Raw genomic sequence first — 25294 nt, 5'->3', positions numbered from 1 at the left:
TCCCTAAAATCGGGCGCCCAATGGCGCCCTGACGAACCCTCATTCTACCCCTAAACCAGGCGGGCTACAGCTCCGGGATCAGGGTATTTCTCACCTCGTGGCGCCCGCCCACCCGCCGGACATAACGCTCCAGATAGGGAACCGGCAGCGGCTTGGAGGCCAGATAGCCCTGATAGAAGTGGCACCCCTGGGCCCGCAGAAATTCCAGTTGCTGGCGCGACTCCACTCCTTCCGCCGTCACGTTGAACCCCATGTGGCGCGCCATGGCGATCACCGCCTCGACGATGGCCATGTTGTCGCCATCCCGGGGAATGTCCTGAATGAAGGAGCGGTCTATCTTCAGCTCGTCGGCGGGCAGGCGCTTGAGGTAGCTCAGGGAGGAGTAACCGGCGCCGAAATCGTCGATGGCGAAGCTGATGCCCAGCTGCTTGAGCTCGGCCATCTTGTTGATGGTGTCCTCCGCATGGCCCAGCACCACGGACTCGGTGATCTCCAGATTCAGACACGCCGGATCCATGCCTGTCTTCTCCAGCACATCATGGATGCACTCGACGAAGTCGTGGGCGTGAAACTGCTTGGCGCTGACGTTGACCGACAGCTGGGGAATGTGGATGCCGCTCTCCTCCCAGCTCACATACTGGCTGCACGCCTCATGGAGCACCCAGTTGCCGATGTCGACGATGAGATCCGTCTCCTCGGCGATGGGGATGAACTCGGCGGGAGAGACCAGGGCTCGCCCGGGTGGCTGCCAGCGGATCAGCGCCTCGACCCCGATGAAATCCCCCCCGGCCACCAGATGCTGGGGCTGGTAGTGCAGGGTCAGCTCCCCTCCGGCGAGGGCGCTGCGCAACTCGTTGTGGATGAGCAGGCGCCTGTCCGCCTGATGCTGCATGGCGGCATCGAAGAAGCGGCGGGTCTTGCGACCGGCCGACTTGGCCTGATACATGGCGGTGTCCGCCTGCTTGAGCAGATCATCCACCCCCTGATCCCGCCCCGGGAACAGGGTGATGCCGACGCTGGCGCCGATGTGCAGCACCTGGCCCCCCTGGTGGTAGGGGGCGGCAATCTCGCCGATCAGCCGCTCGGCGATGAGATCGGCCTGCATCTCCGCCTGGGGCGGGCTGCTGGAGAGGGCCGGCAGCAGCAGCACGAACTCGTCTCCCCCGAGGCGGGCCAGGCAATCCCCCTGGCGCACCAGGCGGCGCAGCCTGGTCGCCACCTCCTTGAGCAGCCAGTCTCCGCTGGCGTGGCCGAGGGAGTCATTGATGGTCTTGAAGTGATCGAGATCGATGAACAGCAGGGCGCCGATCAGGTGATCCCGGCTCGCCGCCACGAAGCTCTGTGCCAGCGTCTCGTGCAGCTGGCGCCGATTCGGCAGGCCGGTCAACTCGTCGTAATAGGCGAGATCCTGGATGCGGCGCTCGGCGGCCTTGCGCTCGGAGATATCCTCGAAACAGATGACGAAATGGCTGATCCGCCCCTTGTCATCCTGCACCGGGGTGACTATCTCCCACTGGGGATAGACATGGCCCCTGGCGTGGCGGCGCTGGGTCTCCCCCTGCCAGCGACTCAGGCTGTCGAGCTCATAGCCCAGTCCCCCCTGACTGGGCCAGAGATCCCTGCCCAGCCGCTTGCCGAGCACGGTCTGGCTGTCATAGCCGGTGATCTGGCCGAAGGCGTGGTTGACCCGCAGGATCTTGTAGTCGGGATCCGTGATGATGATGCCTTCATGGGTCTCGAATGCCACGGCAGAGAGCCGCAGCTGGGCTTCGCTCTGCAGCCGCTCCAGCTCGGCCACCATGCGCACCGAGAAGATGGTCAGCACGGCGGCCAGGTTCGGGATGGCGACGGAGCCGGAGAAGAGCAGGGCCAGATGCCCCAGGATCTGGCCATGGCGATCGCACAGGGGATGGCCGTGATAGGTCTGTCCCGCCGCGAGCCAGGGGTGGGCCGGCAGCGGCGCCTCGAGCACCCGGGTGCTGGCCTGGCGCGTCTCGTAGAGGCGCCGGCAGGGCATCTCCTCCAGCTGATAATGTCCCAGGCTGGCGCCATGGCTGGCGATCACCCTCAGCTGCTGCAGCTCGCCAAGCTCCGCCAGCCAGACCGCATCGGCGTCGAGGATCTCGGCCAGCTCGTTGACAAGGGTGTCAAAAAAGTCCATTCCCGTCTTGGCGGAGAGGGCCTGGGCCAGCTGGGCCAATAGGGGGTCTTGCACCAGCAGGGGGGAACGTGCGTCATTGAGTCGCACGGGGAAAGGGGCTTGAGTAGAGACTTCTATGGGGCTGACCCAGCCGCAGCAGAGACCCTGCTCCACCAGGTACTGGCCGCGCCAGAGGAAATGATGGGCCTGGCCTGAGGCGTCGTGGAGGTGGCCGATAAACTGGCCCTGCGTGTCGCCCCGCTGCAACCCGGCGAGAAATTCGGCGAAACCCGCCTCGTCGGCAGGATCCAGGGTGCCGCACCAGGGGTGGGCCCCCTCCCCTTGCCAGAGCTGGTTGGAGGCATGATCCGACACCCGCCACTGGCCCTGGGCCGGCTCATAAAACCACATCATCTGAGTGGCCTGCTGCTTCATGTACGACTCCACCTGTAGTCTCTGCCCTGAAATGGCCAGGGTCCCGAGATCGCCCTCGTCTTCCCGGCACTGGTGGGGATGAACAAGAGGGGAAGGAGGCGATGGGTGAAACCTGATTTCAAATCGGCAGACTGCGCTGCCAGAAGGGGCAGATACGATCCAATTCGCCCATACTGCCTGCCCATTTCATACAGCTCAAGCGCTTTTTGGTACAGAAGCCGAAAAGATCACAATTTGCAGCGCGGCGAACGGCAAAGGGCAATTAATGTGACACAGATCACATTAACTGGCCGCACCATGGGTATTCTGGAGGTGAAGAGACAAGCAAGACGACCCGAAGGGGGCCAATATGAAAATTGAAATCACCAGTAAAATCATTGAGATCACCCCGGCAATCCGCGAACGCATCGAATCTCGCTTCAACAAGCTCGAACGTCTTCAGGTGCCGCTCATCACTCCCCATGTGATCGTCTCCAAGGAAAGGTTGATGTTCAACATCGAAGCCACGGCCGGTATTCCCAACGGTAAGCTGTTTGCCCAGGCCGAGCACGAGGACCTCTACGCCGCCATCAATGAGCTGGGACAGAAACTCGAGCGCCAACTCAATCGTCACACCGAGAAACCGCTGGCTCGCCGCGCGCAATCCCCCCTCAAGGAGCAGGTCGAGCCCGAGGAGGCGGATGTGGAAGCCGACGCGTGATATGACAAAATAGTCAGTTGGAGAGAAAAAGGCGGCTTGACCGCCTTTTTCTATGGTTGTTATTTGGCATTTCCCCTGGGGAGCCGTGCCTGGGGTCTCTCAACTCTGCCAGTGCAGACCCGCATCCACCCCCGCCGCCAGCCGATCGAGCAGGGGCAGCATCACCAGGGGCTGGGCCTCGCGCCCCTTGTTTGGCAATGACCACCCGGCCTGCACCCGCTCGCGCCCCAGGGCGCTCAGGTTGTCATACACCGTCGGATCCAGCAGCGGCCGCCGCCCCGCCAGCGGCTGGGGGTGGAGGGCAAGCCAGAGTCTGGCATCCACCATGCTTCCCCCCTGTTGCAATCGCTCGGTGAGGTGGGCACTGCTCGCCGGCGTGTCGCTGTGCAGGGGGGTGGCCGGTGCCAGTCCGAGCCGGGCGCGCCAGTCAATCTCCCCCCGGGGGAGGCTATCGGCCTCATCGAACCAGGGCTGCTCCTCCACCGCCTCGGTGAGCAGGGCCAGGTGCAGGCGAAAGTCGGCGCGATCGCCGCGCAGCAGATCCTGATTGAGGCGCTGATCGAGCTGGCTCTCATCGACCAGCAGACGTTCACGGATGGCGTTGGGTAACATGGCGAGCCAGGATGGGGACAGGTCCCCTGTTATCGGCGCCGGCTGGCCAAAGTTGAGGAAAGATGCCAGACGCCCGCCCCATAGACCCAGCCCCCCTCCAGCAACACGGGGCAAGGGCCGCCGCAATATAAAAAGAGAGGGGAGGCCAGGCCTCCCCTCTCTGCGGCTTCGCGGATCAGAGGGTGAAGCGGTAGAAGATATCCACCGCCTGGGCCACCCCGCTCATGGCCTGCAGATAGAGCCTCGGCAGCACCTCGTAGCGCAGCTTGAACTCGGCGATGGGGCTGAACACCCCGACACCGTACTGGAACTGCAAGCCCGGCAGCAGGTAGGCCGAGAGCGTGACCTGGGTGTCATCGCCGCTCCCCTCGGTATCGAGGGCGACACTGTTCATGCCCAGGGCCTCGCCGATGTCGGAGACCACGCCCCCCACCTGACCGACCGCCCCCGCCACCAGCAGGCCGTTGAAGCCACCATCCTCACCGCCGGTTTGCAGCCCCTTGCCCCGCAGCAGGTAAGAGAGCTGCTCGGACTGGGGCATCTGGGGCTCGGAATAGACGGTGATCTTCGGCTTGGCGGCCGGCCCCGTCACCCGGACCCCCACGGTCACGTTGTCCTCGATGGTATCCGGATCCCGATAGGTCTCTATGTTGAGATAGGGCTTGTCCAGCGGGCCGGAGAAGATGATGCGTCCCTCCTTGATGATCAGGTTCTGGCCATAGGCCTTGAAGCGTCCCTCCTTGAGCTCCAGTTGACCCGCACCGGCCAGGGGCTTCTCCGGCTCTTGGAGCAGGCTGATCCCGCCGGTGACCCGGGTCTTGAGCCCCATGGCCTCGAGGCGAATGTCATTGCCGAGCACCACAGCCACCTTCATCTCCAGGGGCAAGGCGGTCTGTTCCACCGGCGGTGCCAGCTCGTCATAGATGATGGTGACGTCATCCGAGCGCGCCACCGCGCTCTCCGGCAGGTTCTTCACCAGGATCCGCGCCCAGGGGATCTCTATCTTGCCGGTCACCCGGGTCTGCTCCCCCAGGCTGATGGCGAGATCCGGCGAGACCCGCACCCGGCCCATGCCAGGGTACTGCGCCTCCAGCTCCTTGCCCTGTATGGTCAGGCTGCCCTCGATGGGGGCCTTGGCCCAGCTCAGCCAGCCCCCCAGGGCGAGCGGCCCCTTGCCCACCAGCATGCTGCCGTCCAGCTCGGCCCGGTTGCCCTCTATCTTGAGGCGGGTCTTGAGCTGCTTGAGGGTCACCATGTCGGTATGGGTCTGCACCTCCCCCTCCACCAGGTTGAGCTGGCCAAACAGCAAGGGGGTCTGCAGGGTGCCATCGAAGCGGGCATCGGCGCTGATCACCCCAGCCAGGGAGCGCACCTCGGGGATCAGCGGCGCAAAGGGGCTCAGCCTCAGGCCATCGAACTTGAGCTGGCCAGACAGGGTGCCACGGCCGCTGGGATCCAGGATGACCAGATCTGTGTCTATGGTGCCTATGTCGGCGGAGACGAAGTCCAGACGCAGGTTGGCCTGCCTGGGCTCAAGGTCGAAGCCGACGGCGAGCCGCTGATAGGAGGTCTTGATGGCATCGGCGACGAAGGTGCCCGGGGTGGTGCGCAGGGTGGCATGTACCCTGGGTTGATCCCCCTTCCAGCTGGCGCGTCCGTCGGCCGACAGCACCGCCTGCCACTGGAAGTTGTCCGGCAGCCAGGGGCGTAGACGCTTGAGATCAAACTCGGTCAAGGCAAACGCCAGCTCCCCCTGGGCGGCCGACACCTGGCTGCCCTTGACGCACAGACTCGCCTGCTGGGAGCCGAGGCAGAGATCGCTCATGGCCAGGCGCTGCTTGTCGAGGTCGAGATCCAGGTTCCAGGGCGCCTTGAGCTGCCAGCGCTTCATGGGGGTCCTGAGGTTGAGCTCGGTCAGGGCGCCGCGCCAGTGCTCCTGCTGCAGACCGCCATTGAGCCGCAGGCTGGCGGCCAGGGGAGAGCCCTTGCTGTCGAAGGAGAGCCGGTGACGCCTGAGGTCCCCATCGAGATCCAGGGTTATCTGTTTGAGGGTGCTGTCGCCCTGGGTCAGGTTCGCCACCGTCAGGGCCAGCTTGCCGGCCGGCACCTCCCCCATCACAGCATTGCCGTTGAGGGCGATGCCCTTGAGCTCGGTGTCGGTATAGAAGAGGCGCTTCGAGGTCAGGGCCGCGCTGATCCTGGGAGCCTGCTGATTGCCCCCCAGGGTCAGGGTACCGTTGAGATCGCCGCGCAGCCCAGGGTAGAGACCGGCGAGATCCGGCGCCGCCAAACGGGCATCGAGCTGCCACAGGGCCTGGCTGAGCTTGCCCCTGGCCTGCAGCTGGTTGGGGCCGGTCTGCAGCGCGAAGGCGGGGATCTGCCAGTTCATGGCGTCATCACCGCTGAGCTGGCCCGTGATGGCGAGGGGATACTTGTTGAGCTTGCCGTCCACCTTGAGGGCAGGCACCTTGAGCTGCCAGTGACCGTCATCGCCCAGCACGAATTCGCTCTCCACCCGACCGGCCAGAGAGCCTTTGATCTCGGGCACCAGCTCGGCGGGGTCGATCCCCTTGAAGCTGGTCACCCCCTGCCACCGTACGCCCTGGCGCCAGGCGAGCTTGCCATCGAGCTTGAGCTCCCCTTGCAGGGCATTGAGCAGCAGATCGATGCTGCTGAGCTGCTCCAGGTTGCCCTTGCCCTTGAGGGCCAGCTTGAAGGGGGGCACGTCCGTGCCCTGGCCCGAGGTATTCAAGGCAAACTGGTAGCCAGACAAGGCCCCCTTGGCCGTCAGGCTCCCCTTCTTCAGCTGGTAGCTGGGCTCGTCTTCTGCCGGCTTGTGCAGCGGCCAGTTGAGGCCCGGCCAGTTCAGCTTCACCTCGAAGGGCAGATCCGGATCCAGGGCCTGCAGGGTTCCCTTGAGAGTGGCCGCCACCGGCCCGCTGGCATCGAGGGTCAGGGCCAGCTTGCCCACCGAGCCCCCCAGGGTCAGGGTCGCCCGCTCCCCCTTGAGCTGGTTGTCGAGCAGTGCCTTGCGCGCCTTGGCGGTCAGGGTCAGGTCGAGGGGGTAGTCATCTTGCAGACTGATCTGGCCCTTGAGGTCGAGGTCGGCCATGGCATGGCGCAGGAAGAACTGGGTGATCTCGATGCGCTCCCCCTCCCCCGAGGCCGAGAGCTGCAACTTGTCGATGGCCTCTTTCAGCTCCCCTTGCCGGTAACTGAAGTCGGTGAGCAGCAGCCCCTCGAGGCGCAGGGGGAAGGGCAGGGAGACCTTGGGCAGTTCGATGGCGATGTCGCCCTGGGGCGAGCTGGCCTCCAGGGTGGGGCTGGCGGGAACAGGCTCGGGGGCCGCCCCCTTGGGGGCCATCGCCTGCTCGTCCGACGCGGGCGGGGGCGTCTCGGCCAGGGTGATCCCCAGTCCGTCTAGCACGGGGCCGCGCACCGTCAGGCCCTGTCGGTCCAGCGTGGCACCGATGTCGAGATCCTTGAGAGCCAGCCTGAGCCCAGGCACGTCCACATCCAGGCCACTGACCTTGAGGGCGTCTATCTGGATGCGCAGGGGCAGCGGGCGCCAGACGAAGGGCTCGCCGGGCGGCTCGTCGCTCGGCGCCGACTCGGCCACCCTGACCACGGGGTCGGTCAGGGTCAGGGCGCGGATCCAGAGCTGGCCTTGCAGCAGCTTGCCCAGATCCCAGTCGAGCACGGCGCGCTCGACCCTGGCATCCACCAGATCGTCCTGCCAGCCGACCCCTTCCAGGGTCCAACCGTAACCGAGCTGGCCCGATACCAGCTCCCCCTTGAGGGCCGGCAGCGCCGCCTTGGCCTGCTGCCAGAGCCATTTGTTGCCCTGGTGGGTGAAGCCGAGCAGGCTGATGCCGATGAGCAGCAGGAAGATGAGCCCCATCAGCCAGAGGAAGAGTCGTTTCAACCAGATCATAATTCAGGCCCCAGGGCAAAGTGCAGGCGCAAGGGTTTGTCCTCCTCCGAGATGCCCACCGCCAGATCCAGCCTGACCTGACCGATGGGGGTGACCCAGCGTACCCCGACCCCGGTGCCTATCTTCCAGGCCTCCTGGTAGTCGTCGGTGGCGGTGCCGCCATCCACGAACAGGGCCCCCAGCCACTTGTCGCTGAAGCGGTAATTGTATTCGCCGCTGACGGCCGTGGTGTAGCGTCCCCCCAGCAGCTGGCCGTCCTCATCCCGCGGGCCTATATCCTCGTAGCTGTAGCCGCGCACCGTCTGATCGCCGCCGGTGAAGAAGCGCAGGGAAGGGGGCACCAGGGAGAAGTCATCCCCTATGATGGCCCCCTGCTCGGCCCGAAACAGGAAACGGTTGTTCTCCCCCAAGGTGCGCAGCCACTTGGTGCGTCCCCAGGCGCGCATGAAGCGGATATCCGAGCCCCAGGTGGGATCGGAGAACTCCAGGGTCAGCTGCTGCCTGTCCCCCCAGTCCGGCACCAGGTTGCCGCGCATGCGCAGTCGCGACCAGGAGACGCCGGGGATCAGCAGCAGGCTGTTGCCCGCATCCGAGCCCTGCTCGTAGCGTTCGTTCTCAAGGCGCACGAACACGTCCCTGTCCCAGGCGTCCGGGCGCCGCTTCCAGCGGTGCACCCCGAAGGTGGTCAGGTCGGAGCGGGTGTCATTGTTGTTGGTGTAGCGATAGCCCGCCTGCAGTGAGTAGTAATCCTGCAGCGGGTTCTTGCCGATCACCGGGATCTGGTAATCGAAGCTGACGTCGGCCTGGGGCGCCGAGACCTTGGCGGTGGCGTTGAGACTGTGACCGTAGCGGTTGATCCAGGGCTTCTCCCAGGTGGCACTCACCCTGGGCCCCACGTCGGTGGCATAGCCGATGCCCGTCTCTATCTCGTGCTGGGTGCGCGGCGCCAGCGTCACCTGAATGGGGACCTGGTTGCCCTCGGCCTCACTGATCAGGGGCTTGAGATCCACCTGCTTGAACAGCTTGGTCGAGGAGATGTCCTGGGAGGTCTCCGCCATCTTGATGGCAAGATAGGGGTCGCCCCGCTTGATGCTGACCAGGGGCTGGATCAGACGCAGCGCCTCCGGGGTGGCGCTGTAGCGCACCTCGCCGAAGTGGTAGCGGGTGCCGGAGCGAAACACGATGTAAATCTCGGCGGTGCCCTTCTCGGGATAGACCCTGACCTGGCTTTTGCTGATGCGGGCGTTGAAGTAGCCCCGGGCCAGCCCCAGGCTGCCCAGATCCGCCTTGATGGATTCATACTTGCCGTGGTTGAGGGGCTCCCCCTCCTTGAGGGGCAGATTGTCCAGCAGCTCGCTGTAGATCTCGTCGCTGCCCGCATCCCCCTCCAGCAGCACATCCAGCCGGGAGATGATCACGGGTTCCCCCGGCTCCACCGTCACCGTCACCTTGGAGGGCGTCTTCTGGTCCCGGCTCAACTTGACCTTGGGCTGGTAATAGCCATAGACCTGCAGCGCTTGCTCGGTACTCTCGATGATCTTGGCCCGGGCGGGCCTGAATTGCCGCTCCTGGTAAACGGGCAGGGCGTTGAGATAGGCCTCGACGTTCTCTTTATTGGCGCCCTTGAGCCCCTTGACCTGGTAGGTCAGCTTGGCCGCCATGGCGGGAGAGGCGAGGCAGCCGAGGCAGAGCATCAGCCAGAGCCAGGCGCGCACCCGGCGGCGCGGCTGCGATTTACCCGCAGGTATGGGCAGATTGCATCCTGTCAAACGTCAACTTCCCCGAATTCATGCTCAAGCGAACGATGCGGATCTCATCGCGGTGATAATGGCCACGCCAGGGCGAGGCGGAGTCATCCTACCATAGTCATTGGCGGGATTCAGACCCATCAGCGACCTGGATTTGCCATAAAACAGCACCCTTTGGCGATAAATCAACCTTCACTGATGAAATTGGCAGCGCCTCTGACCAATTGCTGCGCAGCCAGGCGCCATTTGCGCACGGGCTGGCACGACAGAAACTGTCGGCGTCAACTGTCGCCGTCGGCAGGCGCAATATTGAATCCCCATCCGGCCATGGCAGCCCCGGCAGAAAAGCAAGCCATGGCTGGCCTCCCCTCCCGCAGCCAGCTCTCCCCCGAGGGTGGATGATTTACTCGTTAGCAATCAATTGATTAGAAAACAGAAACGAGGCACTCGCTCGCCCTAATCTATTTATCCCGCTCACTCGCCGCCCAAGATTGCGCCACACTGCCCCCATCATCCATGAGGAGTCACCCCATGACAGCACGCAGCGAACAACTGGCCGACCATATCGCCGAGCGACTCGAGTTCATCACCTTCCTCGCCTGCTGCAGCGCCCTGCTGGCCCTGCTGTGCGGCATGACGGGGCAGCAGGCCCTCGCCTTCACCGCCCTGAACCTTCCCTTTGGCCTCGCCATCCTGCTCGGCAGCGCCCTGCTGGCGCCCCTGGCCCCCCACTGGCGCCTGCCGCTCACGGCGGCGCTGCTGCTCGGCTGCGCCCTCACCGGCCTGCAACTGGGGGGTGAATGGCTCGATCCCCTGGCGCTCTGGAGCCTGCACGGCCTGCTCGGCCTCGAGCTGCTGTGGCAGTCCCGCCATCCCAGGGCCAGGATCCCGGCTGACGGGGGGCGACAATTGCGCTAATCTTGCGCCCCAGCCGGCCGGGCCCCATGAGCCACTCCCAGATGAGACTCACCCCGGCCGCCCCGCAAGATGCAACGAGGAGATCCCATGAACAAGGCCTGCGCCCAACACATTCTGGTCAAGACGGAAAAGGAGTGCCTGGAGATCAAGAGCAAGATCGACAAGGGCGCCGACTTTGGCCAGATGGCCAAGCGCCACTCCACCTGCCCCTCCGGCAAGCGCGGCGGCGATCTGGGGGAGTTCAACAAGGGGGACATGGTCAAGGCGTTTGATGATGCCGTGTTCAAGGGGGATCTGCTCAAGGTGCTCGGCCCCATCCGCACCAAGTTCGGCTTCCACCTCATCAAGGTGCTCTACCGCAACTGATGACCCCAGGGGGCGCGCACGCGGCCCCTTCCCGCCCTTATCCTGCCCGCTCAATCTAAAAATAAATTAACCTTATCAGTTAATTAGGTTTATCCTTTGGCCAGTTTTCCAAGGGTTATTCCATGCTGCCCCTCCCACTGCTTCCCCTGCTGGCCTGGTTGCTGCCACTCTCTGGCGCCCTGGGCAGCCGCATCGCCCTCTGGCCCTGGTGGGTCGGCTTCCTCCTCTGCCTGGCTGGGGCCCTCGTCGCCCTCTGGCTGCTGCTGTGCCTGCCCTGGCATCCCAGGCCATACTGGGCCGCGCTCGGCGCCCTGCCCCTGCTGCTGCCCATCGGATTCCTGACCCTGGCGCTGCGTGCCCCCTTGCTCAACGACGTCAGCACGGATCCCCTCCATCCCCCCAGGCTCGACTGGGCACACCAGCTGCGCACCGACGCCGATCTGCCCGTCAATGGGGCGCCGCTGAAATTTTCCGGCGACAACCCCGCTCCTATCTATACCCGGGCCAGCCGGGAGCGGGTGCTCGCCGAGGCCGCCAGCCTGATGCAGGCATCGGGCTGGCGGATCAGGGAGAGCGAGGAGGGACTGGAGGCCGTGGTGACCAGCCCCTGGTTCGGCTTTCAAGACGATGTGGCACTGCGCCTGTTCGAGGGGCCCAGGGAGCTGCGCATCGACATGCGATCCGCCTCCCGCCAGGGTCGATCCGATCTGGGGGCGAATCGGGCCCGGATCCAGAACTTCCTTGCCCGGCTGCAGGCCCGCCTGGCCACCCCCTGACCCCCATCCAGAGACGCCACGCCCCATGGCGCGGCAAGAGCAGTAGAGGAGCAGTATGCGCATCCAGCTCAAAGCAGACCGGGACTATGCCTGGTTCATCAAACCCTTTTTCTGGTTGCAGCGGCGCAACTATGGCCAGGTGCTGATCCCGGGCAAGTGCTGGGGCCGATCCCCTCGCCTGTTCGCCGCCGTCGCCACCCTGTACGGCGTCATCAACCGCAAGCGCTCCCCCATCGACCCCGTGCTGCGCTCCCTGGTGACGGTGCGGGTCTCCCAGCTCAACTGGTGCCGCTTTTGCGTCGACATCAACGCCATGACCCTGGTCAAGCGGGCGGGCTCCGGCGAGAAGGTGGAGGCCCTGGCCCGGTGGCGCGAAAGCCCCTTGTTCGACGCCCGCGAGCGGGCCGTGCTCGACTACACCGAGGCCATGACCGGGCTCGACGGGGTGAGGGACGAGCAGGCCGCGCGCCTCAAGACCTGGTTCGATGACGATGCCCTGGTGGAGCTGACCGGCCTCATCGCCTTTCAGAACATGTCGGCCAAGTTCAATGCCGCCCTCGACGTGCCGGCCCAGGGCTTTTGCCAGCTCCCGGTGCAACCGGACGCCGGCGACCCGCCCCCCCGGGAGGAGAACCCCTCATGAGACGCGCCAAGCTGGGATTGCTGCTGCTGATGGCCCTGCTCATCGGCGCCTTCTTCGCCCTGGATCTGGATAACTACCTGACCCTCTCCGCCCTGCAAGCCCGCCAGAGCGCGCTCGAGGGCTGGGTGGACGCTCACTTCTGGCAGGCCAGCGCCCTCTTCTTCGCCGTCTATGTGCTGAGCACCGCCCTCTCCCTGCCCGGGGCCAGCCTGCTGACCCTGTTTGGCAGCGCCATCTTCGGGGTCGGCTGGGGACTGCTGCTGGTCTCGTTTGCCAGCACCCTGGGCGCTAGTCTGGCCTTTCTCAGCGCCCGCTTCCTGCTGCGGGACTGGGTCCTGCGCCGCTTTGGCGACAAGCTGTCGCTGGTGGATGCGGGCATGGCCAAGGATGGCCCCTTCTACCTGCTGAGCCTGCGCCTCATTCCCCTGTTCCCCTTCTTTCTCATCAACTTGCTGATGGGGCTGACCGCCCTGCCCCTGCGCACCTTCTACTGGGTGAGCCAGCTCGGCATGCTGCCCGGCACCCTGGTCTATGTGTTGGCGGGCAGCCAGCTGGCCCAGCTCACCAGCACGGGCAACATCCTCTCCCCCGGGCTCATCGCGGCGCTCTGTCTGCTCGGGTTGCTGCCCTGGCTGGCCCGCGCCGGCCAGGGCCTGCTCGCCCGGCACAGGCTCCATGCCAGGTTTCGTCGGCCCGACCACTTCGACTACAACCTGGTGGTGATCGGCGCCGGGGCCGGTGGCCTGGTGACCAGCTATATCGCCGCCGCCGTCAAGGCGCGGGTGGCCCTCATCGAGCGCCACCAGATGGGTGGGGACTGCCTCAACACCGGCTGTGTCCCCTCCAAGGCGCTGATCCGCAGCGCCCGCTTCGCCGCAGAGCAGCGCCAGGGGGCGGAGCTTGGCTTCAGCCAGAGCCAGGCCCGTGCCGATTTCGCTGCCGTGATGGCGCGGGTGGCCCGGGTGATCGCCGAGGTGGCGCCCCACGATTCGGTCGAACGCTACGAGGCCCTGGGGGTGGAGTGCATCCAGGGGGAGGCGCGCCTCGTCTCCCCCTGGGAGGTGGAGGTGGGTGGCAGGCGCCTGGCCAGCCGCCACATAGTGCTCGCCACCGGCGCCCGGCCCCTGGTGCCCGACCTGCCGGGACTGTCCGAGGTGCCCTATCTCACCTCGGATAATCTGTGGCAGCTGCGCGAGCCCCCCCGCCACCTGCTGGTGCTCGGCGGCGGCCCCATCGGCTGCGAGCTGGCCCAGAGCCTGGCCCAGCTCGGCATCCGGGTCTCCCTGATCGAGCTGGCGGATCAGCTGCTGCCCCGGGAAGAGGCCGAGGTCGCCGCCCTGCTACAGCGCCAGATGGCCGAGGATGGGGTCCATCTGCGGCTCGGCTGGCGCGCCGAGCGGGTGGAGCCCCTGGCGCAGGATCACGTCCGCCTGCACCTGCGCCGGGGGGATGAGAGCTGCCGGCTCGAGGGCGATCGACTGCTGCTGGCCCTGGGCCGGGTCGCCAATGTCGGCGGCTTGGGTCTGGAGGACTTGGGGGTCGAGCTGACGGCCCGGGGCACGGTCGCCGTGGATGGCTTCCTCGCCACCAACTACCCCAGCATACTGGCGGTGGGGGACGTGGCCGGCCCCTACCAGTTCACCCACTTCGCCGCCCACCAGGCCTGGTATGCCGCGGTCAATGCCCTGTTCGGCCAGTTCAGACGATTCAAGGCGGACTACCGCGTGATCCCCGCCGCCACCTACACCAGCCCCGAGGTGGCCAGGGTCGGCCTCAATCGCAAGGAGGCCGACGCCCAGGGCATCCCCTTCGAGACGACCCGCTTCGAGCTCAAGGAGCTGGACAGGGCCATCGCCGACGGCGAGACCCAGGGCTTCATCGAGGTGCTGACCCCGCCCGGCAAGGACAGGATCCTCGGCGCCACCATCGTCGGCCCCCACGCCGGGGAGCGCATCGCCGAATTCACCCTGGCCATGCGCCATCGGCTCGCCCTTGGCAAGGTGCTCGCCACCATCCACGCCTATCCCACCCTGATGGAGGGCAACAAGTACGTGGCCGGCCAGTGGCGCCAGGCCCACCAGCCGAAGGCCCTGCTGCCCTGGCTGGCCCGCTACCACCACTGGCGCCGCCGTGGCAAACTGGACGCCAGACAACATCCGCTGCAGACGGGTCCCGCCGCTAGCCCCCACAAGGAGTCATGATGCCCATTCGCCACCTCCCTGCCCTGGCCGTCACCCTGCTCCTGCTCTGGGGCGGCCAGGCCCTGGCCGAAAACCCGTCCCCCTGGCAGGAAATCCAGGCCGAGGCCAGGGGAGAGACCGTCTACTTCAACGCCTGGGGCGGCAGCCCCGAGATCAACCGCTACCTCGCCTGGGCGGCCGGGGAGCTGGCCCGTGACCATGGCGTCACCCTGGTCCAGGTGAAGGTGGATGACATCGCCCAGAGCGTCAGCCAGCTGCTCGCCAACAAGCAGGCCGGAAAGAGCAAAGGGGGCCCCATCGACCTGCTCTGGGTCAATGGCGAGAACTTCAAGGCCCTCAAGGACGAGGGCCTGCTCGGCGCCCCCTTCAGCCAGGGGCTGCCGAACATGGCCCTGGTCGACCTGAGCCTGCCGGTGAGTGAGGACTTCACAGTACCGGTGGAGGGGCTGGAGGCCCCCTGGGGGCTGGGCCAGCTCAACTTCATGGTCGATAAGGCGCAGGTGGCCAGGCCGCCACGATCGGCCCAGGCGCTGCTGGCCTGGGCCAGGGCCAATCCGGGCCGCTTCAGCTACCCCAAGCCGCCCCAGTTTCATGGCGCCAGCTTCCTCAAGCAGATGCTGCTGGAGTTGACCCCAGACCCTGCCCCCCTCTACCAGGCGGCGGATCAGGCGGCGTTCGACCAGGTCACGGCGCCGCTCTGGGCCTGGCTCGATGCCCTGCATCCCCATCTGTGGCGCCAGGGGCGGGCCTTCCCCGCCAGCGCCGCCGAGACCCGGCAACTGCTCGACGATGGCGAGCTGGCCATGGCCATCAGCTTCAATCCCCAGGAGGCCAGGGGGGCGGTGGCCAATGGCAGCCTGCCTGCCTCCGTCACCGCCGTCGCCATGGAGAAGGGGGCGCTCACCAACAGCCATTTCCTCGCCATCCCCTTCAATGCCAGCGCCCGGGCCGGGGCCCAGGTGGTGATCAACTTCCTGCTGAGCCCGGTCGCCCAGGCCCGCAAGGCCGATCCCGCCTTCTGGGGCGATCCCAGCGTGCTCAGGCAGGAGAGCCTGCCGCAGGGCACGGCGCCCGCCCTGCGCTTTAAGGCACTGGCTGAGCCCCACCCCAGCTGGCAGCTGATGCTGGAAGCGGCCTGGGCCGAGCGTTACGGCCACTAGATGCACCGGCTGATCCTGACAGTGACGGGGCTGCTGCTCTGGCTCCCCCTGCTCGCCGGCCTGCTGCTCCTGCTGGGTCAGGGGCTGACCCCGGCCCCCTGGCTCCGGCTCCTTGCCCAGCCCGGGCTCTGGACCTCCATCGGCCTCAGCCTCTGGACCGCCCTCGCCGCCAGCCTGATCAGCCTGCTCCTGGTCGCCCTCCTGCTGGCCCACGGCGAGGGGCGCGGCCTTGCCCTGCTGCGCCGCCTGCTCTCGCCGCTGCTGGCCATGCCCCACGTCGCCTTCGCCATCGGCTTTGCCTTCCTCATCGCCCCCTCTGGCTGGCTGCTGCGGCTCGTCTCCCCCGCCCTCACCGGTTTTGTGCTGCCGCCGGACTGGCAAACCCTGCACGATCCCTGGGGCCTGGGTCTCATCGCCCTGCTGGTGCTCAAAGAGACCCCCTTCTTGCTGCTGATGGCCCTCGGCGCCCTCGATCCTGCCCTGACCGCCCGCCAGCAGTGGCTGGGGCAGAGCCTGGGGTTTCGACCGCCCCAGATCTGGTGGCGCCTGATCCTGCCCAGCCTCTGGCCCAGCCTGCGCCTGCCCCTCTACGCGGTGGCGGCCTATGGCCTGGCGGTGGTGGATCTGGCCCTGCTGCTCGGCCCGACCCAGCCCGCCCCCCTGGCGGTGCGACTCTGGCGCTGGTATCAGGACCCGGATCTCCATTGGCGACCCCTGGCCAACCATGGCGCCCTGCTGCTGTTTGGCCTCAACCTGCTGCTGCTCGCCCTCCTGCGCGCCCTGGAGTGGGCCCATCTGCACGGGGGCAAGGGGCTCATGCTCGATGGCCGGCGCCAGGCCAGTCCCTCCCGGCTGGCCCCCGCCCTGGCCCTGGCCCTGACCACCCTGCTGCTGGCGACAAACCTGCTGGTGCTGGCGGCCCTGCTGCTCTGGTCCCTCACCCGGCGCTGGCCCTTTCCCGCCCCCTGGCCCAGCCAGTGGAGCGGCCACCACTGGCAGCAGGCCATGGCAGAGCTGGCCCAGCCCCTTGCCCACAGCGCCTGGCTCGCCCTGCTCAGCGCCCTGCTGGCCCTGGTGCTGGTGGTACTCGCCCTGGAGGCCCAGCGGGGTCGCCGCCCCTGGCCACTCTGGCTCATCTGTCTGCCACTGCTGCTGCCCCAGGCCAGCCTGCTGTTCGGCGTCAGGCTCGGAGCGGACTGGCTCGGGCTGCCGGTGGGCATGGGGCTGGTGTTCTGGAGCCAGCTGCTGTTCGTCTACCCCTATGTCTACCTCTGCCTGTACGGGCCCTACCGCCAATTCGACGATCGGCTGACCCAGGCGGCGGCCACCCTGGGCGCCCGTCCCTGGCAGGCCTGGTGGCGGGTCAAGGGGCCCCTGCTGCTGCGCCCCCTCGCCTTCGCCTGCGCCGTGGGGGCTGCCGTCAGCCTGGCCCAATACCTGCCCACCCTGCTGTTTGGCGCCGGGCGCGTCATCACCCTCACCACCGAAGCCGTGGCCATCGGCTCCGGCCTCAACCGCCGTCTCGCCAGCCTCTACGGTTTGCTGCAACTGGCGCTGCCGCTGCTGATCTACGCCCTGGCGCTCTGGCTGCCCCACAGGGCCGGTCGCGCCTCCCATCAACTGGAGCCAACCCCATGACGGAGCCCCTGCACCTGGCCCCTCTCACCCTCTGCCTGCACGGCAGCCCCCTGCTGCAACTGCCCCCCTGCCCCATCGCCCCCGGCGAGGTGCTGACCCTGATGGGGCCAAGCGGCTGCGGCAAGAGCTCCCTGCTGGCCGGGATAGCCGGGGTACTGCCCAAAGGCGGCCCCCTCACCCTGCACGGGGAGATCCGCCAGGGCGAACGGTTGCTCTCGCCCCTGCCCGCCTACCAGAGGCGCGTCGGCATCCTGTTTCAGGAGGATCTGCTGTTTGCCCATCTGACGGTGGCCGAGAACCTGATGTTTGGCATGCCCGCCCACATCAGGGGGAAGGAGCGCCGCGCCCGTGCCCTGGCGGCGCTGGCCAGGGTCGAACTGGCGGGCTTTGCCGAGCGCCATCCCGCCGCCCTCTCCGGGGGGCAGAAGGCGAGGATCAGCCTGCTGCGGGCCCTGCTGGCCGAGCCCGCCGCCCTCTTGCTCGACGAGCCCTTCGCCCGGCTGGACAAGCCGCTGCGGGCCGCCTTTCGCGCCCTGGTGTTTGGCGAGATAGCGGCCCGCGCCATCCCGGCCATCCTGGTTAGCCACGACGAGGAAGATGCCCCCGCCACCATACTGGATCTCGGCGCCCTGGCGGCGGCTCCGGGCAGGGGCAGCCCTTGCCGATCCGCCACCTATGACTCCTATGCTCCCTGACCCTGACAGGAGGATCCCTTGCTAGATCGCTACGCCATCGTGCTGATCCGTCGCCCCCTCAACGCCCTCGCCAGGCCCCTGGCTCGCCTGGGGATCAGCGCCAACCAGATCAGCATCGGCGGCTTTGTCATCGGCATGCTGAGCCTGCCCCTGCTCGCCCTTGGCCAGTTCGAGGCGGCCCTGCTCTGCATCTTGCTCAACCGCATCATGGATGGTCTGGATGGTGCCATCGCTCGCCTCCAGGGCATCACGGATTGCGGCGGCTTTCTCGACATCACCCTGGACTTTATCTTCTATGCCGCCGTGGTGCTGGGCTTTGCCCTGGCCGATCCCGCCAACCATGCCCTGGCCGCCGCCACCCTGCTGTTCGCCTTCATGGGCACGGGGTCGAGCTTCCTGGCCTTCGCCATCATGGCGGGCAAGCGGGGCATAGCGAACCCCGTCTATCACCACAAGTCCCTCTATTACCTGGGCGGCCTGACCGAAGGCAGCGAGACCATAGGGGTGTTCGTACTGATGTGCCTGTGGCCCCACTGGTTTGCCCCCCTGGCCTACGGTTTCGCGGCCCTGTGCCTGGTCACTGTGCTGACCCGGCTCTGGAGCGGTTACCACACCCTCAAGTCCTGATCCTGGCCATGGTGGTGCTTGCGCATCGCCATGGATCCACTACCATGGCGGCATCCCGTTTTTGTGCCGTTGGAAGCCCTATGCACCGTTTCATCCCCTTTGTCCTTCTCCTCCCCCTGATCTCCGGGTGCAGCAGCGCCGCCAACACGCCGGCACAGGCCCCCGCCCCCAAGGCAAAAAGCGGAGGCAGTTTCCTCATCACCCCCCCGCCCAAGCAGACGGCCGGTGTGCTGGCAGGGGATTTCGCCACCAATCCGGCGGTGGATCAGTTCATCGCCATGATGGTCAGCAAGCATGGCTTCGACCGTGCCGAGCTGCACCGGGTGCTCTCCCAGGCCTCTCGCGAGCAGTGGATCATCAATCTGATGGATCGTCAGGCCCCGGTCTCGACCGCGCCAAGCGGCCCGAACGGCGCCTGGAACCGCTACCGCGCCAAGTTCATCACCCCGGACAATGTGCAAAACGGTGTCAACTTCTGGCGCGAGTATGAGACCGAGCTCAATCGTGCCTCTGCCCAGTACGGGGTGCCCCCGGAGATCATCGTCGGCATCATAGGGGTGGAGACCCGCTGGGGCCGGGTGATGGGCAAGACCCCTATCCTGGATGCCCTGGCCACCCTGGCGTTCGACTACCCGCGCCGTGCCAGCTTCTTTCGCGGCGAGCTGGAGCAGTTCCTGATCATGACCCGCAACGAGGGAATAGACCCGAGCGAACCGACCGGCTCCTACGCGGGCGCCATGGGCTATGGCCAGTTCATGCCCTCCAGCTTCCACGGCTATGCGGTGGATTTTGACGGCAACGGCCACACCAACCTCTGGGATCCGGTGGATGCCATCGGCAGCGTGGCCAACTACTTCAAGGCCCACGGCTGGCGCAAGGGGGATCAGGTGGCGGTGCGGGCCCAGGGCCAGGCGCCCGGTTTCGAGACCGGCTTCCAGACCAACTACAGCCTGGATACCCTGCGCCGGGCCGGCCTCTCCCCCATCGGCCCCCTCGGGGCTCACAGCAAGGCCAGCCTGCTGCGCCTGGACGTGGGCAAGAGCTACCAGTACTGGTACGGCCTGCCGAACTTCTACACCATCACCCGCTACAACCACAGCACCCACTACGCCATGGCGGTGTGGCAGCTGGGGCTGGCGGTCAAGGCCGCCCGCGGCTACTGACAGCGCACCCTGCCAATGCACAACGGGCCCGACGGGCCCGTTTTGCTATTCGTTTTCCAGCAGCCAGCGCTTGAGCAAGGCGGCCAGCTGCCCCTGCTCTTCCTGGGTCAGCGGGGCCAGCAGGCGCCGCTCGTTGGCCACGTGGCGCTCCACCGCATGGTCCACCAGCTCCCGCCCCGGCTCCGTCAGGCAGACCAAGAGGCTGCGCCTGTCATCGGGAGCCGCCTGGCGCACGATCAGGCCGCGCTGCTCCAGCTTGTCGAGCCGGGCCGTCATGGCCCCCGAGCTCAGCATGGCGGACTGGTAGAGGGCGGTCGGGGTCAGCGGTTCACCGGCCCGGCGCAGGGTCGCCAATATGTCGAAGTCCGAGCCCAGCAGGCCGTACGCCTTGAGCTCTTCGCTCACCTCGCGCCCGGCGATCACCGCCATGCGCGCCACCCGCCCCAGCACCCCCATGGGGGTGCAGTCGAGATCCGGTCTCTGCCGCGCCCACTGGGCCAGCAAGAGGTCTACATGATCACTGTCCATTCCGGCTCCATTATCTTTACGAAAAGATACTTGATAATAAACCAACTCATGGCTAACTTATCTTTACTTAAAGATACTTTATTGCGAGACAATCATGCCACTGCTGATCGCCCTGCTCGCCCCCCTGCTGTGGGGCAGCACCTATGCTGTCGTCAGCCTCTATCTGACCGACTACTCCCCCTACTGGGTGGCCGTGTGGCGCGCCCTACCGGCCGGGCTCCTGCTGCTGCTATGCCATCCCCGCCGGCCGCCCCTCACCTGGAGCCGGCAGTTCCTGCTGGCGTTTTGCAACATCACCGCCTTCTTCGCCCTGCTGTTCGTGGCGGCGTACCGCCTGCCGGGCGCCGTGGCGGGCACCCTGGGCGCGACGCTGCCCCTCATCCTGATGGGGCTGGCCTGGCTACAGGATGGTGTCAGACCGACCCTCAAGTGGCTGCTGCTGGGGCTGATGGGACTCGCCGGTGTGCTCCTGCTGCTTAACCCCTCCGCCAACCTGGATCCCGTCGGCGTGGCGTGCGCCCTGCTCGCCACCCTGCTCATCGGCCAGTCCAGCCGCTGGATGCAGCGCTGGCCGGTGAGCGATCTGCTGGCGCTCACCGCCTGGCAGCTGCTGCTCGGGGGGCTGATGCTGATCCCGATCGCCTGGTGGCTGGCGGGCCCCATGCCGCTGCCGCAGCCGGCGAGTGCCCCCGGGTTGCTCTGGCTGGTGCTGCTCAACACGGCGCTGGCCTACTGGGCCTGGCTGTGGGGACTCAAGCGCCATGGCCCCGAGGTGATGGGCATGCTGGCCCTCACCAACCCCATGGTGGCGGTCTCCTTCGGCGTGCTGCTGGTGGGAGAGTCGCTGGACGCTCGCCAGTGGCTCGGCATTGCGGTGATCCTGCTCTCCCTGTTCCTGATGAAGCTGCCGACCCGACCCCTCTTCAAGGGCGGCCAGGCGGCCAAGGCTTGTCCCGACCAGCCGGGAAATGGCTGATCGGGCACCAGATCCCCGTCAGGCAGATAGCAAAGAGGAGCCATTATGGCTCCTCTTTATGCATTTCAGCGACTGGCCTCAGGCTCAGACGCCGGCCTTGGCCAGGGCCGCGGAGACGATCTGCTGGGCCTCCTGCTGGATGAGGTCAAGGTGCGCCTCGCCCTTGAAGCTCTCCATGTAGATCTTGTAGATGGACTCGGTGCCGGACGGACGCGCCGCGAACCAGCCGTTCTCGGTCACCACTTTCAGGCCACCGATGGCGGCATCGTTGCCGGGGGCCTTGGTCAGCTTGGCGAGGATGGGCTCACCTGCCAGGGTCGAGGCCTCCACCAGCGCCGGATCCAGCTTGGACAGCACCGCCTTCTGGGCGCTGTTGGCGGGAGCGTCGATGCGGCGGTAGCTGGAGCGACCGAACTTGGCTTCCAGCGCATCGTAGTGGGCCTGGGGATCCTTGCCGGTGACGGCCAGGATCTCGGCGGCCAGCAGCGCCAGGATGAAGCCATCCTTGTCGGTGGTCCAGACGCTGCCGTCCTTGCGCAGGAAGGAGGCGCCCGCGCTCTCCTCGCCGCCAAAGCCGAATTCACCGCTGAAGAGGCCATCCACGAACCACTTGAAGCCGACCGGCACCTCTTTCAGGGTGCGGCCGATCTCGCCGGCGACCCGGTCAATCATGGAAGAGGAGACCAGCGTCTTGCCGACCGCGGCCGTCTTGGGCCAGCCGGTGCGATGGGTGAACAGATACTGGATCGCCACCGCCAGGTAATGGTTCGGGTTCATCAGCCCCGCCTGGGTGACGATACCGTGACGGTCGTAGTCAGGGTCATTGCCAAGGGCGATGTCGAACTTGTCTTTCAGGGCAATCAGGCTGGCCATGGCGAACGGGCTGGAGCAGTCCATGCGGATCTTGCCGTCCTTGTCCAGGGTCATGAAGGAGAAGGTGGGATCGACGCGATAGTTGACCACCTCGATGTTCAGATCGTAGCGCTTGGCGATCACGTCCCAATAGGCCACGCCGGAGCCGCCCAGCGGGTCCACCCCTATCTTGATGCCAGCCTGCTTGATGGCGGCCAAGTCCAGCACGTTCTCGAGATCGTCCACATAGGGGGTGACATAGTCATGTTCCACCACGAATTCGCTCGCCAGGGCCTCGGCGAACGGCATCCGCTTCACACCGGCCAGACCGGCTTCCAGAATGGCGTTGGCTCTGTCTTCCACCCACTTGGTGATCTCCCCTTCGGCAGGACCGCCGTGGGGGGGGTTGTACTTGAAGCCACCGTCTTCCGGCGGGTTGTGGGACGGGGTGATCACCACGCCGTCAGCGCGCGCAGCGGGTTTGCTGGCGTTGTGGCGCAAAATGGCGTGGGAGATGACAGGGGTCGGCGTGAAGCCCAGACCCGCCTGGATGCGGGTCTCGACGCCATTGGCCGCCAGCACTTCCACCGCGCTGGAGAAGGCGGATTCAGACAGGGCGTGAGTGTCCATGCCCACAAACAGCGGGCCCGTGATACCCGCCTGCTGGCGGTACTCCACCAGGGCCTGGGTCACCGCCAGGATATGGGATTCGGTGAAGGCGTTGTGCAGGGCGCTGCCACGGTGGCCGGAGGTGCCGAAGGCGACCCGCTGCTCGGGGCGGCTCATGTCCGGCTTGTTGAGGTAGTAGGCGCTGACCAGACGGGGGATGTTGGTCAGGTCACTTAAACGAGCCGGCTGACCGGCGTGAGCATGCTGTGCCATGGCGTTTTCCTTGCTTGCTAACTGCTTGACGAAACAGGCCCGGGTGAGGGCCCCGCACATTCAAAGATCAGAATCCATTGAGCCCAGGGCTCCTCATCACACCAGGGCGCAGGCCTCTGCGATCAGGGCCTCGTCATAGCCCATGCTGGCCATCAGCTGGGCCACCATGTTCTGCTTGCGGCTGGTGTTGGTGTTGGTGATGACCCAGAAGGGGGTCTCGGGCACCGGCTTGGGCTTGGTGGTGCTGCCGCTGGCGCGCAGGGCTTCCGGGTCCTGGGAGAAATAGACGCGCTTGCGCCCCTTGATCTCGGTGGCCTGGGTGAAGCCCGCCGGATCGTCCCGATAGAGGGTGCTGAGCAGCATCATGAAACGACTGATGGATTTCTCCTCCTGCTGCAGTGCGCCCGAGGCCAGCAGGCGCGTCAGCGCCTCGCCCACGGCGGCCGGTTGCGGCTCGGCGGGGGAGGTATCGGCCAGGACGGATGCAGGCGGTATCGCCTTGATGCGGGCGGGCTGCTCCAGCAGGCGGCGCAATATGTCGGAGGCACTCTCACCTATGTGGCGGGTCTGGCTGGCGATATAGAAGTAGAGATCGTCATCAAGTTCGATGGTTTTCATAGGGTTGGCGCTGGACTCACGAAAAGTGGGATGGGGCGATTATACATAGCCAGACCCGACGGCCCAAGCGGCCCGTCAGATGTGCATGAAACTCCACGAGAATACGGCATAATGGCGGGCCAAGTGTGTGATCCTCCGCACTGAGTCGCCTATTCGGGGCCATTTTTTTGAAAAAAAACCACAAAAAAATCCCCACCAAGGAATGAAATCCTTTTCTTTCAGTGCGTTAAAAAACAGGCGAAACAGCCCACGACCGACAAGGTGTCATTTTGCAACAACACTCATTATTGAACTTCAAGGAACAGGGCCAGGGCCCGGCCGTGGTGCTGATCCATGGCCTGTTCGGCAGCCTGGACAACCTGGGCCTGCTGGCCCGTCCCCTCGGCGAGCACTATCGCGTCATCAGCGTGGATCTGCGCAACCACGGCGGCTCCTTTCACTCAGGCGAGATGAGCTACCCGCAGCAGGCGGCGGATGTGCTCGCCCTGCTGGATCGGCTCGGGCTTGAACAGGTGGCCCTGGTCGGTCACTCCATGGGGGGCAAGGTGGCCATGCAGGTCGCCAAGCAGGCCCCCCACAGGGTCAGCAAGCTGGTGGTGGCCGACATGGCCCCGGTGGCCTATCCCCATGCCCGCCACCAGAATGTATTTGCCGGCCTCAACGCCACCCTGCGCCAGCCGGTGCAGAGCCGCAGCGAGGCCGACGCCCTGCTGGCTCGCCACATCGAGATCCCCGGGGTGCGCCAGTTCCTGCTCAAGTCTTTTGCCAAGACCGATGCGGGCTGGGGCTGGCGCTTCAATGTGCCGGCCCTTGAGCGCAACTACGCCAACATCATGGGCTGGCCCGATGCCGACTCCCGCTTCGAGGGGCCAACCCTGTTCATCAAGGGCGGCGAGTCGGACTATATGTTGCCCGCCTATACCGAGACTGTGATGGTGCAATTCCCTGCGGCAAAGGCCCGGGTCATCGCCGGAACCGGCCACTGGCTCCACGCCGAGAAGCCGGTTTTGTTCAACAAACTGGTTGTGGATTTCCTGTCTACAGGCGGTTAACAGTTTCAAATCCTTTGTGATATAGTGCCGCCCGTCATAAGGAGTGTGCGCAATCCATGCTGAGCCAACATATTGAACTGATCGAGAGTCTGGGCCTGAAACTGTTCTTCGTGGCCATTTTTCTGTTGATTGGTCTGGCTATCCAGGACGTACTCAAACGAGGCAACGTGCCCCGTTTCGGTCGCTTCATCGTCTGGCTGGTACTGTTTTTAGGTTGCGCGGGTTTTGTCGCCAAGGGGCTGATCGAACTGAGCTGGGAAGGCTCGGGTCTCGGCTAACTGCTCATAGATGAAGTATGGCCAAACAGCAAACTGATCGAACAACACTGGATCTGTTCGCAAATGAGAAGCGCCCCGGCAGGCCAAAGACCAACCCACTCCCCCGCGAGACCCAGCTCAAGATCAACAAGCGCAATCAGCTCAAGCGTGATCGGGAGAATGGACTGAAGCGGGTAGAGTTAAAGGTGGAGGCCGAGTTGCTGGAGCGCCTGAACCAACTTGCGCTGCAACAGAACGTCAGCCGCGCCGAGCTGATCCAATCTATCCTGAAGCAACAGATCGACTCTGCCCTCGTGGCGGGTCAGCTGATCTGACCGTTAAGCATCAACACCAGATACGGGTAACGAAACAC

At 65.8% G+C, this 25294-nt stretch carries 22 protein-coding genes; 15 read left to right on the top strand and 7 right to left on the bottom strand.

Translation table 11 applies throughout. From position 1 onward, the window contains the following. Window positions 1-64 precede the first annotated feature (64 nt). Window positions 65-2575: a putative bifunctional diguanylate cyclase/phosphodiesterase gene (locus ACW5W4_RS12600; protein ID WP_456689603.1), complete on the bottom strand. Its 2511-nt coding sequence runs from the start codon at window positions 2573-2575 to the stop codon at window positions 65-67. Window positions 2576-2924: 349 nt separating this feature from the next. On the opposite strand from ACW5W4_RS12600, the gene hpf reads away from it, so the two are divergent. Then, window positions 2925-3275, top strand: a complete 351-nt coding sequence (hpf, locus tag ACW5W4_RS12595; protein WP_456689602.1) for a ribosome hibernation-promoting factor, HPF/YfiA family — start codon at window positions 2925-2927, stop codon at window positions 3273-3275. A 99-nt stretch (window positions 3276-3374) separates the two neighbouring features. On the opposite strand, the gene ACW5W4_RS12590 is transcribed toward hpf, so the two are convergent. From ACW5W4_RS12590 to tamA, 3 genes are all read right to left on the bottom strand, one after another. Further along, window positions 3375-3887, bottom strand: a complete 513-nt coding sequence (locus tag ACW5W4_RS12590; RefSeq protein WP_456689601.1) for a VC2046/SO_2500 family protein — start codon at window positions 3885-3887, stop codon at window positions 3375-3377. Window positions 3888-4062: 175 nt separating this feature from the next. Next, window positions 4063-7821, bottom strand: coding sequence for an autotransporter assembly complex protein TamB (gene tamB / locus ACW5W4_RS12585; protein WP_456689600.1), 3759 nt, complete (start codon window positions 7819-7821; stop codon window positions 4063-4065). Further along, on the bottom strand, window positions 7818-9590 hold the full coding sequence (gene tamA / locus ACW5W4_RS12580) for an autotransporter assembly complex protein TamA (RefSeq protein WP_456689599.1): 1773 nt from the start codon (window positions 9588-9590) through the stop codon (window positions 7818-7820). Before tamA ends, tamB begins: the two co-directional genes overlap by 4 nt. Before the next feature lie 510 nt (window positions 9591-10100). Between tamA and ACW5W4_RS12575 the strand changes: the two genes are divergently transcribed. The 10 genes from ACW5W4_RS12575 to mltB all read left to right on the top strand — a co-directional run bounded on the left by ACW5W4_RS12575 (window position 10101) and on the right by mltB (window position 19756). After that, window positions 10101-10487: a hypothetical protein gene (locus ACW5W4_RS12575; protein WP_456689598.1), complete on the top strand. Its 387-nt coding sequence runs from the start codon at window positions 10101-10103 to the stop codon at window positions 10485-10487. A gap of 87 nt (window positions 10488-10574) precedes the next feature. After that, a complete protein-coding gene (locus tag ACW5W4_RS12570) occupies window positions 10575-10853 on the top strand; it encodes a peptidylprolyl isomerase (RefSeq protein ID WP_456689597.1) in 279 nt (92 codons plus the stop codon). A gap of 122 nt (window positions 10854-10975) precedes the next feature. Further along, complete coding sequence (locus tag ACW5W4_RS12565; protein ID WP_456689596.1) at window positions 10976-11629, top strand: DUF1499 domain-containing protein; 654 nt, start codon at window positions 10976-10978, stop codon at window positions 11627-11629. A gap of 55 nt (window positions 11630-11684) precedes the next feature. Beyond that, window positions 11685-12272, top strand: coding sequence for a carboxymuconolactone decarboxylase family protein (locus ACW5W4_RS12560; RefSeq protein ID WP_408794586.1), 588 nt, complete (start codon window positions 11685-11687; stop codon window positions 12270-12272). After that, the gene (locus tag ACW5W4_RS12555; protein ID WP_456689595.1) at window positions 12269-14473 is read left to right on the top strand and encodes an FAD-dependent oxidoreductase; all 2205 of its coding nucleotides are present in this window, start codon (window positions 12269-12271) and stop codon (window positions 14471-14473) included. The genes ACW5W4_RS12560 and ACW5W4_RS12555 overlap by 4 nt, the downstream gene beginning before the upstream one ends. Beyond that, window positions 14473-15633, top strand: coding sequence for an ABC transporter substrate-binding protein (locus ACW5W4_RS12550; protein WP_456689594.1), 1161 nt, complete (start codon window positions 14473-14475; stop codon window positions 15631-15633). The genes ACW5W4_RS12555 and ACW5W4_RS12550 overlap by 1 nt, the downstream gene beginning before the upstream one ends. After that, window positions 15634-17271 (top strand): ABC transporter permease, encoded by a 1638-nt coding sequence (locus ACW5W4_RS12545; RefSeq protein WP_427261564.1) that lies wholly within the window; start codon window positions 15634-15636, stop codon window positions 17269-17271. It begins immediately after the preceding gene. After that, complete coding sequence (locus tag ACW5W4_RS12540) at window positions 17268-17966, top strand: ATP-binding cassette domain-containing protein (protein ID WP_456689593.1); 699 nt, start codon at window positions 17268-17270, stop codon at window positions 17964-17966. The genes ACW5W4_RS12545 and ACW5W4_RS12540 overlap by 4 nt, the downstream gene beginning before the upstream one ends. Window positions 17967-17984: 18 nt before the next feature. Further along, window positions 17985-18593 (top strand): CDP-alcohol phosphatidyltransferase family protein, encoded by a 609-nt coding sequence (locus ACW5W4_RS12535; RefSeq protein WP_456689592.1) that lies wholly within the window; start codon window positions 17985-17987, stop codon window positions 18591-18593. An 80-nt stretch (window positions 18594-18673) separates the two neighbouring features. Then, entirely contained in the window at window positions 18674-19756 is a 1083-nt protein-coding gene (gene mltB / locus ACW5W4_RS12530; protein WP_456689591.1) for a lytic murein transglycosylase B, read from the top strand. Between the two features lie 45 nt (window positions 19757-19801). Here mltB and ACW5W4_RS12525 read toward each other — a convergent pair whose 3' ends face one another. Further along, on the bottom strand, window positions 19802-20284 hold the full coding sequence (locus ACW5W4_RS12525) for a MarR family winged helix-turn-helix transcriptional regulator (RefSeq protein WP_456689590.1): 483 nt from the start codon (window positions 20282-20284) through the stop codon (window positions 19802-19804). A gap of 94 nt (window positions 20285-20378) precedes the next feature. On the opposite strand from ACW5W4_RS12525, the gene ACW5W4_RS12520 reads away from it, so the two are divergent. Further along, the gene (locus tag ACW5W4_RS12520) at window positions 20379-21260 is read left to right on the top strand and encodes a DMT family transporter (RefSeq protein ID WP_456689589.1); all 882 of its coding nucleotides are present in this window, start codon (window positions 20379-20381) and stop codon (window positions 21258-21260) included. A gap of 84 nt (window positions 21261-21344) precedes the next feature. Here the strand turns inward: ACW5W4_RS12520 and pgm are convergent, their stop codons facing one another. Both pgm and seqA read right to left on the bottom strand, forming a co-directional pair. Then, a complete protein-coding gene (gene pgm, locus ACW5W4_RS12515; protein WP_456689588.1) occupies window positions 21345-22994 on the bottom strand; it encodes a phosphoglucomutase (alpha-D-glucose-1,6-bisphosphate-dependent) in 1650 nt (549 codons plus the stop codon). Window positions 22995-23090: 96 nt separating this feature from the next. Beyond that, complete coding sequence (gene seqA / locus ACW5W4_RS12510; protein ID WP_456689587.1) at window positions 23091-23612, bottom strand: replication initiation negative regulator SeqA; 522 nt, start codon at window positions 23610-23612, stop codon at window positions 23091-23093. Window positions 23613-23899: 287 nt separating this feature from the next. Here seqA and ACW5W4_RS12505 point away from each other — a divergent pair, with 287 nt between their 5' ends. Genes ACW5W4_RS12505 through ybfE form a run of 3 tightly spaced genes read left to right on the top strand, consistent with a single transcriptional unit; the run spans window position 23900 to window position 25256 of the window. Next, the gene (locus ACW5W4_RS12505) at window positions 23900-24664 is read left to right on the top strand and encodes an alpha/beta fold hydrolase (protein WP_456689613.1); all 765 of its coding nucleotides are present in this window, start codon (window positions 23900-23902) and stop codon (window positions 24662-24664) included. A gap of 56 nt (window positions 24665-24720) precedes the next feature. After that, a complete protein-coding gene (locus tag ACW5W4_RS12500; protein ID WP_408794559.1) occupies window positions 24721-24942 on the top strand; it encodes a DUF2788 domain-containing protein in 222 nt (73 codons plus the stop codon). 17 nt (window positions 24943-24959) lie between these two features. Continuing rightward, window positions 24960-25256: a LexA regulated protein gene (ybfE, locus tag ACW5W4_RS12495; RefSeq protein ID WP_041997752.1), complete on the top strand. Its 297-nt coding sequence runs from the start codon at window positions 24960-24962 to the stop codon at window positions 25254-25256. Window positions 25257-25294: the final 38 nt, after the last annotated feature.

The organism is Aeromonas crassostreae (assembly GCF_054052445.1).
The sequence above is the reverse complement of the archived record's forward strand: the minus strand, read 5'-3'. Positions and strand labels throughout refer to the sequence as shown.

Coding starts and splice junctions, on each gene's coding strand:
- ACW5W4_RS12545 (WP_427261564.1), top strand. CDS start 15,634: ATGCACCGGCTGATCCTGACAGTGACGGGGCTGCTGCTCTGGCTCCCC.
- ACW5W4_RS12575 (WP_456689598.1), top strand. CDS start 10,101: ATGACAGCACGCAGCGAACAACTGGCCGACCATATCGCCGAGCGACTC.
- seqA (WP_456689587.1), bottom strand. CDS start 23,612: ATGAAAACCATCGAACTTGATGACGATCTCTACTTCTATATCGCCAGC.
- tamB (WP_456689600.1), bottom strand. CDS start 7,821: ATGATCTGGTTGAAACGACTCTTCCTCTGGCTGATGGGGCTCATCTTC.
- ACW5W4_RS12560 (WP_408794586.1), top strand. CDS start 11,685: ATGCGCATCCAGCTCAAAGCAGACCGGGACTATGCCTGGTTCATCAAA.
- ybfE (WP_041997752.1), top strand. CDS start 24,960: ATGGCCAAACAGCAAACTGATCGAACAACACTGGATCTGTTCGCAAAT.
- ACW5W4_RS12565 (WP_456689596.1), top strand. CDS start 10,976: ATGCTGCCCCTCCCACTGCTTCCCCTGCTGGCCTGGTTGCTGCCACTC.
- hpf (WP_456689602.1), top strand. CDS start 2,925: ATGAAAATTGAAATCACCAGTAAAATCATTGAGATCACCCCGGCAATC.
- mltB (WP_456689591.1), top strand. CDS start 18,674: ATGCACCGTTTCATCCCCTTTGTCCTTCTCCTCCCCCTGATCTCCGGG.
- ACW5W4_RS12540 (WP_456689593.1), top strand. CDS start 17,268: ATGACGGAGCCCCTGCACCTGGCCCCTCTCACCCTCTGCCTGCACGGC.
- pgm (WP_456689588.1), bottom strand. CDS start 22,994: ATGGCACAGCATGCTCACGCCGGTCAGCCGGCTCGTTTAAGTGACCTG.
- ACW5W4_RS12600 (WP_456689603.1), bottom strand. CDS start 2,575: ATGAAGCAGCAGGCCACTCAGATGATGTGGTTTTATGAGCCGGCCCAG.
- ACW5W4_RS12525 (WP_456689590.1), bottom strand. CDS start 20,284: ATGGACAGTGATCATGTAGACCTCTTGCTGGCCCAGTGGGCGCGGCAG.
- ACW5W4_RS12520 (WP_456689589.1), top strand. CDS start 20,379: ATGCCACTGCTGATCGCCCTGCTCGCCCCCCTGCTGTGGGGCAGCACC.
- ACW5W4_RS12590 (WP_456689601.1), bottom strand. CDS start 3,887: ATGTTACCCAACGCCATCCGTGAACGTCTGCTGGTCGATGAGAGCCAG.
- ACW5W4_RS12550 (WP_456689594.1), top strand. CDS start 14,473: ATGCCCATTCGCCACCTCCCTGCCCTGGCCGTCACCCTGCTCCTGCTC.
- ACW5W4_RS12555 (WP_456689595.1), top strand. CDS start 12,269: ATGAGACGCGCCAAGCTGGGATTGCTGCTGCTGATGGCCCTGCTCATC.
- ACW5W4_RS12570 (WP_456689597.1), top strand. CDS start 10,575: ATGAACAAGGCCTGCGCCCAACACATTCTGGTCAAGACGGAAAAGGAG.
- ACW5W4_RS12500 (WP_408794559.1), top strand. CDS start 24,721: ATGCTGAGCCAACATATTGAACTGATCGAGAGTCTGGGCCTGAAACTG.